This is a genomic window from Altibacter lentus (genome assembly GCF_000746845.1).
Taxonomy (GTDB): Bacteria; Bacteroidota; Bacteroidia; order Flavobacteriales; family Flavobacteriaceae; genus Altibacter; species Altibacter lentus.
In genome coordinates this window covers 1,217,919-1,232,588 of the sequence record NZ_KN050846.1, presented here as the reverse complement: position 1 = coordinate 1,232,588, position 14,670 = coordinate 1,217,919, and the positions used below count along the sequence as shown (strand labels likewise).

Annotated in this window: 6 protein-coding genes; 5 read left to right on the top strand and 1 reads right to left on the bottom strand. The window is 44.6% G+C overall.

Features of this window, described 5'->3' with window-relative positions:
- The first annotated feature begins 19 nt into the window (after positions 1–19).
- Positions 20–724, top strand: a complete 705-nt coding sequence (locus tag JS40_RS05795; protein WP_152558141.1) for a hypothetical protein — start codon at positions 20–22, stop codon at positions 722–724.
- A gap of 4 nt (positions 725–728) precedes the next feature.
- Here the strand turns inward: JS40_RS05795 and JS40_RS05790 are convergent, their stop codons facing one another.
- Positions 729–2,336, bottom strand: a complete 1,608-nt coding sequence (locus JS40_RS05790) for a peptide chain release factor 3 (RefSeq protein ID WP_034259070.1) — start codon at positions 2,334–2,336, stop codon at positions 729–731.
- A gap of 467 nt (positions 2,337–2,803) precedes the next feature.
- Between JS40_RS05790 and JS40_RS05785 the strand changes: the two genes are divergently transcribed.
- The 4 genes from JS40_RS05785 to JS40_RS05770 are packed head-to-tail and all read left to right on the top strand — an operon-like array spanning position 2,804 to position 14,514.
- A complete protein-coding gene (locus JS40_RS05785; protein WP_034259069.1) occupies positions 2,804–3,322 on the top strand; it encodes a FixG Ig-like domain-containing protein in 519 nt (172 codons plus the stop codon).
- A gap of 52 nt (positions 3,323–3,374) precedes the next feature.
- Positions 3,375–11,585: a DUF7507 domain-containing protein gene (locus JS40_RS15355; protein ID WP_152558140.1), complete on the top strand. Its 8,211-nt coding sequence runs from the start codon at positions 3,375–3,377 to the stop codon at positions 11,583–11,585.
- A 56-nt stretch (positions 11,586–11,641) separates the two neighbouring features.
- On the top strand, positions 11,642–12,595 hold the full coding sequence (locus JS40_RS05775; RefSeq protein WP_034257555.1) for a PorP/SprF family type IX secretion system membrane protein: 954 nt from the start codon (positions 11,642–11,644) through the stop codon (positions 12,593–12,595).
- 17 nt (positions 12,596–12,612) lie between these two features.
- Complete coding sequence (locus JS40_RS05770; RefSeq protein WP_034259065.1) at positions 12,613–14,514, top strand: OmpA family protein; 1,902 nt, start codon at positions 12,613–12,615, stop codon at positions 14,512–14,514.
- Positions 14,515–14,670: the final 156 nt, after the last annotated feature.

Genomic DNA, 14,670 nt, shown 5'->3' with positions numbered 1-14,670 from the left:
ATGAACTAAATCATTGATTATGAAAAATACTATTGCTCTTTGTTTGATTTTCCTTTCGGCCACCTTCATGGGCAATGCTCAGGTAGGTATTGGGACAACGAACCCTCAGGAAACACTACACCTTGCAGGAAGTGGCAGTACGATTCGCGTGGAAGGGTTAAGCCACGTTAATAACAGCAGTAATTTTGGAGGTTCCTCCATGTACAATGTTTTGGTGGACCAAAATGGAACCATGGTATTAGGGAATTTATCCGGAGAAATTTCTTCCGACTCAAATATCGAGAGTCCGGTAGTTGTGCAAACGACGGCAAATTCAGGTTTGAATGCCTCACAACTCTACAAGAAGAATTTCACCTTAACCCAACGAGCATTGGTAGTGATCACATATTACGTGGCGCTCGATTTTCAAGGATATGATGGGATCACCAAGATAGATGATGGTAGAGCAAAAGTGGCACATAATTATTTTTATCTTGGGAATGGTACCACACCCGACACCTCAAAATCCTACGGAATGACAAGTGTTGTATATTCAAATGTAAACTGTGATACGGCAACAGGATTTATATACAATTCGCGTTCCATGACCATTGCGCTAGAACCGGGTACCTACAGTGTACATTTACACGGCGCTGTTTTTGGGGGTGGTTTGGTTTCCGATGCTGCCTTTCAAGTAGCCTTTGGAAACGGAGACAGGCTAGACATACAGGCAATTTACCTGTAAGTAACTATTTTACAGTACTATGTTTTTCGAATTCGCTCACAAAATGTAAATGAACATTTGGGTATTTAGACTGTGTCATTTGTAATGTAAATGCCGAATCGGCAAAGAAAACAAGTTGTCCGCGTTTATCCTTAGCCAGAAATTTAGACTTAACACGTTTGAAATCTGCGAACTCTTCACTCTTAGGATTCTTTGGGTCAACCCAGCAGGCTTTGTGAACATTTAGATTCTCATATGTACATAGGGCACCGTATTCATGTTCAAGGCGGTATTGGATAACTTCAAATTGAAGCGCTCCCACAGTTCCTATCACTTTACGACCGTTGAGTTCCAGGGTAAACAATTGAGCAACACCTTCATCCATTAATTGATCGATCCCCTTCTCCAATTGCTTGCTCTTCATGGGATCTGCGTTGTTGATATACTTGAAATGCTCCGGAGAAAAACTGGGAATCCCTTTGTAGCGCATCTCTTCCCCTTCGGTAAGGGTATCACCTATTTTGAAGTTCCCGGTATCATGTAGACCAACAATATCACCGGGATAAGATACATCAACGATTTGTTTCTTTTCAGCAAAAAAAGCATTCGGACTTGAAAATTTAAGTTTTTTATTGTTCCGAACATGCAAGTACGCTGTATTTCTCTCAAAGGTTCCTGAAACCACTTTTACAAACGCCAAACGATCTCTATGTTTGGGGTCCATATTTGCATGAATTTTGAATACAAATCCTGAAAATTCTTTTTCTTCAGGTCGTACCAATCGCGTATCGCTCTCTTTAGGTCGGGGCTTTGGAGCAATTTCAACAAAACAGTCGAGTAGCTCACGTACTCCGAAATTATTCAAAGCAGAGCCAAAGAAAACCGGCTGAAGGGTACCTTCCAGATATTCATCACGATTAAAATCAGGATACACTTCATAAACAAGTTCTAGTTCTTCACGGAGTATATTCGCAGCTTTTTCTGAAATGATCGTTTCGAGATCCGGGTGATTGACATCGGCAATTTCAATGGTCTCTTCAATATTTTTACGACTGTCACCGCTAAATAGATTTACATTTTTCTCCCAAATGTTGTAAATACCTTTAAAATCGTACCCCATTCCTATAGGAAAACTAAGCGGTGTAACCCGAAGATTCAGCTTTTGCTCGATCTCGTCCAGCAATTCGAAAGCATCTTTCCCTTCCCGGTCGAGCTTATTGATAAATACGATCATGGGAATATTGCGCATCCGGCACACTTCTACAAGTTTCTCTGTTTGTTCCTCCACACCTTTGGCTACGTCGATCACAACGATCACACTATCGACAGCGGTAAGGGTTCTAAAAGTGTCTTCTGCAAAGTCCTTATGTCCCGGAGTATCTAGAATATTGATCTTTATTCCTTCATATTCAAATGCTAAAACCGAAGTCGCCACCGAAATTCCTCTTTGCCGTTCTATCTCCATAAAATCACTGGTAGCTCCTTTTTTTATCTTATTGCTTTTAACGGCACCCGCTTCTTGAATCGCACCTCCAAAGAGAAGTAATTTCTCTGTTAAAGTGGTCTTTCCGGCATCGGGGTGAGAGATAATTCCAAAAGTTCTTCTTCGTTCAATTTCGCGTTTTAGTGACATCGATTCTATAAATAAATATGGGCAAAGATACACCTAGTTTTATGGTTTATAAAACTAGAAATACGTTTAAATATTTGTGACTTATAACGTCACATTTTTGATCTCAAATTTAAGATAGTTTTAAGGGTTTTAATTCTTCAAACACAACATTGATTTTGAAGGAAAAAGATGAAACATTTCTCAAAATTCCTACGACACTCTAGAGCTGGATTCCTACAAAAATAAAAACTGTGAACTATCTTAAAAAGAGGTATATACGTATAAACACGTATATACTTTTCCTACAAAAATGACCATTAAATCTGAAAGATTTGTGTAGTTCACCGAATATTTTTTACCGTTGAACTAATAGTTTAAATTTTGTAAGAATTTAACATTTTTTCCTACGTATATTTGATTTAAGAAATTCAAAATCAATGCTGTTGGGGCATTTTTTTTTGCATTACTAATAACCAAATTTTACAGTCATGAAAGTTTTAAAAAGAGCATCCTCATCGGATATTTCAAAACTATTTTTTTCACCTATTGTAATGTTGTTGTTTATTGGCCTTTTTTCTTTCTCCGGCCTAGCACAAAATTGCAATGCCGAACTTAGGGTTTTGAAGAACCGTACCGCACGTTCTGCCTCCGAAAATGATGGCACTCAATTTACCTTACAATTGGTTAATAATGCAACTTCTGCTCAAACCTTTACAATCTTGGCCGAAAGGTCAAATAAATCTTTTAAAGTAAAGGGTAAGGTCCCAAAACGACTGGGACCCAATTATACGCTAAATACTACAATCCTTCAGAATAAAAGGGCAACTCAGCAAATTACTGTTGCAGCAGGCGCTACCGCTACCTTCCAAGTATTGGTAACAGTGCCTCAAAATACCCCTGTTGACCATTGGGGTGGAATAGATGTGACAGCGACAGCTGCTTCTTGCTCCAGTAACGGAGTTTCAACCTTACTAAGATTATATGTTAGAGATGCTTCCGTAGAATAATCTTCGGAAAAAAACTAACCACAATATAGGCTACCACCTAAAATCTAATTTTATGGAAAAGCATTTACTCACGAAAAGAATATCCATCAGAAAATCGGCGCTGTTATTCACAGGGCTATTTCTGTGTAGCGTGTTTTCTCTTTTTTCTCAAGAGATCATTCTAAATAAGGTAGCGACAGAAGCCACCTTATGTAATCAATTTGATGTTACGTTAACGGTCATAGGAGATCCGCCGGCAATTGCTCAGGAGGTTATCCTTGTGATCGACCGTTCGGGAAGTATGGGATACGATATTCCCAACGATCCAAATGAATCGATCGATTACGCCAAGAACGCAGCATCTGCTTTTGTAAACAATTTGTTCCTGCCTGCTAACAATCCTACAGGGAATAACCGTGTAGCAGTAGTTTCTTACTCAACTTCTGCCACCTTGGATATCGGTCTAACAGGCGTAGGTGGTCAGCAAGCAATTTTAGATGCTATCGACGACCTGGTCGCCAGTGGAGGAACTAATATTGCAGGAGGACTGGATGTTGCAGATACCCATCTTACCAGTGCGGGAAACTTCAATTGTGAAACAGCACGAAGTATTCTATTGCTTACCGATGGTGTTACCAACCGAAGATTGAACGGGGTAACTACTTGTAGTAGCAATCCTTCAGGGCCATTCCCTGCCAATAATACGGCCTGTATGAATGATGCCATCAATGAAGGTGTCGGCGCCCAGACGACCACAGTAATGGGTGAAGTATACAATCAAACGATCTTTTCCGTAGGACTTTTTGGAGGAATTGATAATTCCGACGGACAAATTCCTGCGACATTTACATTGGATCAAATTCAGAACGGCGGTTTATTCACTACTGAAAATGCAGCCGATCTAACCGCAATCTACAATCAAATATTAGGGCAATTGGCGTTCGCAGCTAAAGATGCGATTGTTACCGATGTACTGGGTGCCGGATTTCAGTTGGTGCCCGGCTCTATAAGCCTACCGGCCGAAGCTACCTATAATGGTGGAACCAATACCATAACATGGGACATAGGAAATGTTTCTAATGAAACACTTACGCTGGAATATACTATTGAGGCTTTTGGAATGTCAAGTTGTGGTATTCAAAATTCAGGAATGAGCCAGATGACATACGAAAACTCCGAGTGTGATCCGGAAGTCATGCCTTTTCCCAATCCGCAAGTTTGTGTCCCTTGTCCGGTCATTTCAGACCCAACACTGGAGCAAGTGGACTGTACCAACGAAGTAAATTATTCGGCAACTTTTGATCCAGGAACCTGTACGCCTTTTTCAGTGGCATTCGAATGGGAATTCTTTCTAGATAACGTTTCCGTAGGAACAGTAGCAGGAACGACTATGGGAGATCTTTCCGGCACTTTTGTGTATACCGGCGCAGGTTCTTTCATTGGCGATTTCAGAGCTGAGCTGACCTATAACGGAACCTATAATAATAACTGTAATCTGCCTCCTGTTATGGTAGATTCAAATATTCAGGTCTATTTACCACCGGCTGCTCCCGTGAGTGGAGGTGATCAAGCTGAATGTGCCGCAGAGCCTACCATTCAAACTTTAACAGCAACAGCCAATGTGCTGCCAAACCAAAGTGTGGTTTGGTACGACATGGCTCAAAATGGAAATGTCGTAAATCCTATTTTGAATTCTATTGGTTCGGTTACCTATTATGCTGAAACAGTTGATTCAATAAGTGGTTGTTCCAGTACTACCAGAACCCCGGTGACATTAACATTGTATAATTGTGCCATTACTATTGAAAAATCCGCTACGCCGGATGACCCGAACAATTGTAATCCCATAGCACCAAATGAAAGCATTGCATATACCTTTACTGTAACCAATCAAGGAGATGTTGCCATCACCGGCGTTGAAGTAAATGATCCATTGATCGACCCAATTAATCCAATTCCGGGTCCGGATAGTGGTGATACCACCAATCCCGGAGTGTTAGACGTAGGAGAGGTTTGGATATATTCTGCTTCCTACACGGTGACACAAGCAGATATTGTAAATGGGCAGGTAGACAATACCGCTACTGTGGATGGAACCGTAACCGGATCCTCTTCTTCTTTCAATGTAGACGATCAGGATTCTGAAACTGTTGTTTTATGTCAAAATGCTGAAATATCCATTACAAAAGCGAGTACGAGCGCCACAGGTAATTGTATCAATTTTGAAGAAAATGATATAATAGTATATACTTTCGAAGTTACTAATGAAGGAGATGTAGACATCACGAATGTTGTAGTGACCGATCCTGTTTTGGGTGGTGTCATTGCCGGACCTGCAAATGGTGATATCAATAATGATAACATTTTAAATGTTGGTGAGATATGGAATTATGCGGCAAATTATGCAGTGACTCAAGCAGACGTTGATAATGGTTCTGTAGTTAATATAGCTGAAGTTAATGGTAATACAGCACTGGGAGCAGTTAATGATCCAAGTAATCAGGTAACTGTTTTAATTTGTCAGGCTGCCGACATAGCCATTGTAAAGACAAACGATCAAATCCCCGGACAAGGCAACTGTGTTGATCTGGCGGAAGGCGATACGGTAACTTATACCTTTACGGTCACCAATGAAGGAAACCTGTCGATTGACAATGTAGTGGTGACTGATCCGCTGGCAGGTCTTTCGGCCATTGCCGGACCAAGCGGCGATACAGGAGCCGACGGGATCTTAGGTCTGACGGAAGTATGGACCTATACAGCTACCTATGTAGTGACACAGGCCGATGTGGATGCAGGACAGATCACCAATCAGGCGACGGTCAACGCACTGGCGATGAACCCGGGCAACACTCCGGTGAGCGATCTTTCAGGATCAACCACCACTACGGATGATGCTACGGTGATTCCTATTTGTCAGGCTGCCGACATAGCCATTGTAAAGACAAACGATCAAATCCCCGGACAAGGCAACTGTGTTGATCTGGCGGAAGGCGATACGGTAACTTATACCTTTACGGTCACCAATGAAGGAAACCTGTCGATTGACAATGTAGTGGTGACTGATCCGCTGGCAGGTCTTTCGGCCATTGCCGGACCAAGCGGCGATACAGGAGCCGACGGGATCTTAGGTCTGACGGAAGTATGGACCTATACAGCTACCTATGTAGTGACACAGGCCGATGTGGATGCAGGACAGATCACCAATCAGGCGACGGTCAACGCACTGGCGATGAACCCGGGCAACACTCCGGTGAGCGATCTTTCAGGATCAACCACCACTACGGATGATGCTACGGTGATTCCTATTTGTCAGGCTGCCGACATAGCCATTGTAAAGACAAACGATCAAATCCCCGGACAAGGCAACTGTGTTGATCTGGCGGAAGGCGATACGGTAACTTATACCTTTACGGTCACCAATGAAGGGAATCTGTCGATTGACAATGTAGTGGTCACTGATCCGCTGGCAGGTCTTTCGGCCATTGCCGGACCAAGCGGAGACACAGGAGCCGACGGGATCTTAGGTCTGACGGAAGTATGGACCTATACAGCTACTTATGTAGTGACACAGGCAGATGTTGATGCAGGACAGATCACCAATCAGGCGACGGTCAACGCACTGGCGATGAACCCGGCGAACACTCCGGTGAGCGATCTTTCAGGATCAACCACCACTACGGATGATGCTACGGTGATTCCTATTTGTCAGAATCCTACCATAGCTATCGTTAAAACTCATGATCAGAATCCAACTGGAGGTAATAATTGTATTGATCTTACAGTTGGTCAAGATATAGAATATACGTTCACTGTAACTAATGCCGGAAACGTAAGTCTTTCAGCAATTTCAGTTATCGACCCATTACCTGGATTGTCTGCTATTACTTTTGTAGGAGGAGATGCAGATAATGATACGGAGCTTGATTTAAATGAAACTTGGGTCTATACAGCGACTTATACAGTAACACAGCAGGATATTGATCTAGGCACTATTACCAATCAGGCAACTGCTACAGGAACACCTCCATTTGGCGCGAATGTTAGTGACCTTTCAGGAAGTACTGTTAGTACAGATGATCCGACTGTTATTGAAATATGTACCAATCCTGCTATTGCTATTGTAAAAGCAGCGAGCTATGATGATGGAGGTGATTGTTCCGATCCGGGAGAGCTGATCAACTATACGTTCACTGTCACCAATGAAGGAAATGTAAGCCTGTCAAGCGTTGTTGTGACCGATCCGCTCTTGGGTGGTGTTGTCGCAGGACCCGATTCAGGAGATACCGATAATGACGGCGAGCTGGATGTCACTGAAACATGGATCTACACCGGTAGTTATGCCATCACTCAGGATGACATCGACAATGGAGAGGTGCTTAACCAGGCTACGGCCACGGGTGTTGCACCGGATCAGACTCAGGTGATGGATCTTTCAGGAGCTACGATCACTACCGATGAAGTAACGACCACGACCTTGTGTCAGAATCCTGCTATTGCTATTGTAAAAGCAGCGAGCTATGATGATGGAGGTGATTGTTCCGATCCGGGAGAGCTGATCAACTATACGTTCACTGTCACCAATGAAGGAAATGTAAGCCTGTCAAGCGTTGTTGTGACCGATCCGCTCTTGGGTGGTGTTGTCGCAGGACCCGATTCAGGAGATACCGATAATGACGGGGAGCTGGATGTCACTGAAACATGGATCTACACAGGTAGTTATGCCATCACTCAGGATGACATCGACAATGGAGAGGTGCTTAACCAGGCTACGGCCACGGGTGTTGCACCGGATCAGACTCAGGTGATGGATCTTTCAGGAGCTACGATCACTACCGATGAAGTAACGACCACGACCTTGTGTCAGAATCCTGCTATTGCTATTGTAAAAGCAGCGAGCTATGATGATGGAGGTGATTGTTCCGATCCGGGAGAGCTGATCAACTATACGTTCACTGTCACCAATGAAGGAAATGTAAGCCTGTCAAGCGTTGTTGTGACCGATCCGCTCTTGGGTGGTGTTGTCGCAGGACCCGATTCAGGAGATACCGATAATGACGGGGAGCTGGATGTCACTGAAACATGGATCTACACAGGTAGTTATGCCATCACTCAGGATGACATCGACAATGGAGAGGTGCTTAACCAGGCTACGGCCACGGGTGTTGCACCGGATCAGACTCAGGTGATGGATCTTTCAGGAGCTACGATCACTACCGATGAAGTAACGACCACGACCTTGTGTCAGAATCCTGCTATTGCTATTGTAAAAGCAGCGAGCTATGATGATGGAGGTGATTGTTCCGATCCGGGAGAGCTGATCAACTATACGTTCACTGTCACCAATGAAGGAAATGTAAGCCTGTCAAGCGTTGTTGTGACCGATCCGCTCTTGGGTGGTGTTGTCGCAGGACCCGATTCAGGAGATACCGATAATGACGGGGAGCTGGATGTCACTGAAACATGGATCTACACAGGTAGTTATGCCATCACTCAGGATGACATCGACAATGGAGAGGTGCTTAACCAGGCTACGGCCACGGGTGTTGCACCGGATCAGACTCAGGTGATGGATCTTTCAGGAGCTACGATCACTACCGATGAAGTAACGACCACGACCTTGTGTCAGAATCCTGCTATTGCTATTGTAAAAGCAGCGAGCTATGATGATGGAGGTGATTGTTCCGATCCGGGAGAGCTGATCAACTATACGTTCACTGTCACCAATGAAGGAAATGTAAGCCTGTCAAGCGTTGTTGTGACCGATCCGCTCTTGGGTGGTGTTGTCGCAGGACCCGATTCAGGAGATACCGATAATGACGGGGAGCTGGATGTCACTGAAACATGGATCTACACAGGTAGTTATGCCATCACTCAGGATGACATCGACAATGGAGAGGTGCTTAACCAGGCTACGGCCACGGGTGTTGCACCGGATCAGACTCAGGTGACGGATCTTTCAGGAGCTACGATCACTACCGATGAAGTAACGACCACGACCTTGTGTCAGAATCCTGCTATTGCTATTGTAAAAGCAGCGAGCTATGATGATGGAGGCGATTGTTCCGATCCGGGAGAGCTGATCAACTATACGTTCACTGTCACCAATGAAGGAAATGTAAGCCTGTCAAGCGTTGTTGTGACCGACCCGCTCTTGGGTGGTGTTGTCGCAGGACCCGATTCAGGAGATACCGATAATGACGGGGAGTTGGATGTCACTGAAACATGGATCTACACAGGTAGTTATGCCATTACTCAGGATGACATCGACAATGGAGAGGTGCTTAACCAGGCTACGGCCACGGGTGTTGCACCGGATCAGACTCAGGTGACGGATCTTTCAGGAGCTACGATCACTACCGATGAAGTAACGACCACGACCTTGTGTCAGAATCCTGCTATTGCTATTGTAAAAACGGGAATGTTCGTGGACGGGAACGGAAACGATTGTGCAGATGTAGGTGAAGCGATTGATTATACTTTCACAGTAACGAACGAAGGGAATGTAAGTCTTTCCTTTATTGAAGTGTCAGATCCGTTGTTGGGAGGTTTGATCCCGGGGCCGGATAGTGGAGATGTCGATGCTGATGGTGAATTAGACGTAACTGAAACGTGGATCTACACAGGTAGTTATGCGATCACACAGGATGATATTGATGCGGGAGAGGTGATCAATCAGGCAACAGCTAAAGGTGTTGATACCAACGGCGGTACCGTCTTAGATTTATCAGATGATAACAGTGTGCTTGAAGACGATCCTACAGTAACCCCTCTATGTCAATCACCCGCTATTGCAATTATAAAAGTAGGTGTGTTCAACGATGACGACGGAGATAAGTGTGCGGATGTAGGTGAATCTATTGATTATACATTTAGTGTTAGTAACCTCGGAAACGTAAGTCTGTCAAACGTTGTTGTGACCGATCCGCTCTTGGGTGGCGTTATTGCAGGACCCGATTCAGGAGATACTGATAATGATGGAGAATTAGATGTAACTGAAACTTGGATATATACAGCAGAATATATGATCACACAGCCCGACATTGATGCAGGGCAAGTAACCAACCAAGCTACGACTGAAGCGACAGCTCCAGATAATAGTGTTGTGATGGATCTTTCTGATGAAAGTAGTGTGGATGGTGATGATCCAACGATTACAGATCTTTGTCAAAGTCCTGCCATAGCCATTATAAAAGTTGGAGTCTATAATGACGCCGATGAGGATGGATGTGCCGATGTTGGAGAAACTATTGATTATACATTCTCTGTCACCAATCAGGGTAATGTGAGTCTTTCTAATATAGTGGTGGACGATCCATTACTAGGTGGTTCAATCCCAGGTCCGGATAGCGGAGATACAGATGGTAATGGAGAGTTGGGAGAAACTGAAACGTGGATCTTTACTGCCAGTTATGTAGTGACACAGGACGATATTGAAGACGGAAACGTAACGAATCAAGCGATCGCGTCCGGAGATACTTCAGATGGTGATACAGTTACAGATCTTTCAGATGATGATAGTGTTACTGAAGATGACCCTACCGTGACACAATTATGTCAATTAGCATCGCTTTCAGTAGAGAAATCAGGTGTTTTCAATGACGAGAACGGAAATAATGCTGCCGATGTTGGTGAGACAATCACATACTTCTTCAGCGTTACAAACACAGGCAATGTAACTTTATACAATATTGTATTGACCGATGAGTTGCCGGGTATTGTGATCTCTGGCGGTCCTATTGCACAGTTGAACGTTGGGGAGACCGACAGTGATACCTTTACTGCGGAGTATCCTATTACGCAGGCTGACATAGACGCTGGCGAGGTTATTAATCAGGCTATTGCTACGGGTCAGACCATTGGAGGTTTGGATGTATCGGACACTTCGGATGATCCTAACGATCCTACCAATGTTGATCCTGATGGGGACGGAGAGCCGGATGATCTAACGGTTACGGTGCTTCCTGGAGTTGGTGGTGTTACCTTTGAGATTTATAATGGTGTGACCCCTGATGGAGATGGATTGAACGATTACTTTGTGATCGATGGTATAGAGGATTATCCTGAGAACAATGTTAAGATCTACAACCGTTGGGGTGTTCTTGTTTGGGAGACCGATGGTTATGATGATGGTGACAATGTCTTTAGGGGTGTTTCCAATGGTCGTTCTACCATACGTGAGGAGAAGGAGTTGCCTACGGGTACGTATTATTATGTACTGACCTTCACGGGTGATAATCCTGGAGAGAGCAGTTATGCGGGTTACTTATATATAAACAGATAGTGAATCAAAGAATTCCCGGGAGTGTTAAGGCTTCCGGGATCATAAAATACTTAACTATGAGACACAGTTATTTTACAGTCATGATCTTACTTTTGCTAGGTACCTTTACAGGTAGTGCGCAGCAGGATCCCCAGTACACACAGTACATGTACAATACGCAGGTGGTGAACCCGGGTTATGCGGGTTCTAGAGAGGCCTTGAGTTTTGGGTTGTTATACCGCACCCAGTGGGTTGGTTTGGATGGCGCTCCCAAGACGGGTACCTTTACGGTGAACTCTCCCATTGGTTCTTTGGAGAACATGGGTCTTGGTCTTTCCATTGTACGCGATGAGCTGGGTCCTTCGATCGAGTCGAACGTTACCATTGATTATTCCTATACGATCAACACCTCTGATGATGGTAAGCTTGCCTTTGGTCTTAAGGCTGGTTTGGATCTGTTGGATGTTGATTTTACCAAGCTTAATATCGCCGATCCGGGCGATGTCTTTGAGACCAATATAGACAATAGGATACAGCCACAGATTGGAGCTGGTGTTTACTACCATACCGAGAAGTTCTATGCGGGGTTATCGGTTCCCAACTTTTTAACGACCAAGCACTTTGATGAATCGACCTTGGATGATATTCAAAACGGAGGCTTCAATGGTTCTATTACGGCCGCGGAGCGTTTGCATTATTTCTTGATTGCGGGATATGTGTTCGATCTAAATGAGAACTTGAAGTTCAAGCCTGCCACGTTGGTCAAGGCAGTGAGTGGTGCGCCTTTGCAGTGGGATGTTTCTGCGAACTTTCTTTTGTATGAGAAGGTTACCTTGGGAGCTGCCTATCGTTGGAGTGCTGCTATGAGTGCGATGGTTGGTTTTCAGGCATCGGATGAGATCTTTATTGGTTTTGGGTATGATTACCAGACCACCGACATAGAGGATTTCAGTGACGGGTCTTATGAGCTTATGGTTCGTTTTGATCTGTTTAAGAAACCTGAACGTGTATTGACACCACGATTCTTTTAAATTAAAACATTTGGGGCATGAACACATTATTACAGAAAGTATTATTAGTAGCACTGGTATTTTGTTATACCGGTGCGTCTTTTTCACAGAAGAAGCAAGTAGAGCAGGCCAACAAGGAGTTTGACAAGTATTCGTACATCGATGCTCGTGAGATCTATTTGAAGGTAGTAGAGGATGGTTATACCTCTGCCCAGATCTACAAGAACTTGGGAGATACCTATTATTGGAACAGCGATTACGACAACGCTGCCAAGTGGTACCTTCGTCTTATCAATGAGTACCCGGGTGATGTGGACACGGACTATTACTACCGTGCCTCACAATCGCTCAAGAGTTTGGGTCAGCCTGAGGCTTCCAAGAAGTACATGGATATGTACATTTCCCGTGGGGGAGATCCGGGTATCGTTCGTGCGAGCTCTACGGATTTTTTGGAGTATCAGGTAGAGTTGGAGAAGGTCTCGATCAACACCGATGGGTCTGACTTTGGCCCTTCCTACTATATGGACAAGTTGGTGTATGCCTCTAGTTCACGTACGGAAGGCTCTAAGATCGCCCAGTGGACCGACCAGCCCTTTTTGGATCTTTTTGAGGCCGATATGGACGCTATGGGCAAGCTTTCCAATGCAAGTTCTCTAAGCGGGGATGTTAACACGCCCTATCATGAGTCGACTCCTGCCTTTACCAAGGATGGTAATACGATCTATTTTACGCGTAACAACTATATCGACGGTAAGAAGGGAAAGGACAAGAACAAAACGATCCGTTTGAAGTTATACAAGGCCACCAAGAGTGGTGACAACTACTGGACCAATGTTGTTGAACTTCCTTTCAACAGCAAGGAATATTCTGTGGCCCACCCGGCCCTTAGTCTGGATCAGAAGCGTTTGTACTTCTCCTCAGACATGCCGGGCACGATGGGGATGTCGGATCTTTGGTATGTGGACATACTGGGTGAGGATACCTACGGTACGCCTGTGAATCTTGGTCCTGGGATCAATACCGAGGCCCGGGAGTCGTTTCCCTTTATCAGTGAGCGCAACAACCTGTTCTTCTCCAGCGATGGTCGGGGCGGTCTTGGAGGCTACGATATCTTTATGGCACCCTTGGATGGTGAGACTGTGGGGAAGGTCTCTAATTTAGGGGAACCTGCCAACAGCAGTCAGGATGATTTTGGTTTTATTATTCAGGAAGACAAACGTATTGGTTATATGTCCTCGAACCGTGATGGTGGCCGGGGTAGTATCGACGATGAGATCTATCGTGTACAGGAGAAGTGTGAGGTTGTGATCACCGGCACGGTGTTCGATAAGGATAGCAAGGCGCTATTACCGGGTGCAGAGGTGACGCTTTTGGATGGTAACAATACAGTGGTGGAACAGGTGATCGTTGGTCAGGATGCTGCTTATAGTTTTACGGCCGACTGTGAGAAGCAATATTCGATACGGGGTAGCAAGCCTCAGTATGCTCCTTATGAGAAGGTGATCCTCACGCCCGCCGAATCGGGGAGGGTGGAAGTTCCTGTGCCGTTGGCATTGATCGATCCGTGTCCTCCAAATGATCTAGGTTGTCGATTAAAGCTTGAACCGATCTATTTTGATCTGGACCGTTATAACATTCGTCCCGATGCTGCTGTGGAGCTGGCCAAGATCTTGGCAGCGATGCGTCAGTACCCGGAGCTTGTCATCCACATAGAATCGCATACAGACTCACGTGCTTCGTTCAAGTATAACGAACGACTCTCTGAGAATCGTGCGCAGTCGACCCTAAACTGGTTGGTGGAGCGAGGTATTAGTAAGAGTCGATTAACGGCTAAGGGATATGGGGAGCGGCAGCTCACCAACCGATGTTCGGACGGGGTGGAGTGTACCGAAGAGGAGCACCAGCTCAACCGCCGATCGATGTTCATTATACAGAACTAACAACACTGTCTTACAAGAAACAAAAGCGTTCAAAATCACTTTGAACGCTTTTTGTTTTTAGTCGTTCGTAACTCGATTATTTCCCAAATACTATGCAACTAGAGAAGTTTTAGTTTTTAACAAAGTGAAAAGCGTTCTCACAAAAATTATTTTAAG

Coding starts and splice junctions, on each gene's coding strand:
- JS40_RS05770 (WP_034259065.1), top strand. CDS start 12,613: ATGAACACATTATTACAGAAAGTATTATTAGTAGCACTGGTATTTTGT.
- JS40_RS05795 (WP_152558141.1), top strand. CDS start 20: ATGAAAAATACTATTGCTCTTTGTTTGATTTTCCTTTCGGCCACCTTC.
- JS40_RS15355 (WP_152558140.1), top strand. CDS start 3,375: ATGGAAAAGCATTTACTCACGAAAAGAATATCCATCAGAAAATCGGCG.
- JS40_RS05790 (WP_034259070.1), bottom strand. CDS start 2,336: ATGTCACTAAAACGCGAAATTGAACGAAGAAGAACTTTTGGAATTATC.
- JS40_RS05775 (WP_034257555.1), top strand. CDS start 11,642: ATGAGACACAGTTATTTTACAGTCATGATCTTACTTTTGCTAGGTACC.
- JS40_RS05785 (WP_034259069.1), top strand. CDS start 2,804: ATGAAAGTTTTAAAAAGAGCATCCTCATCGGATATTTCAAAACTATTT.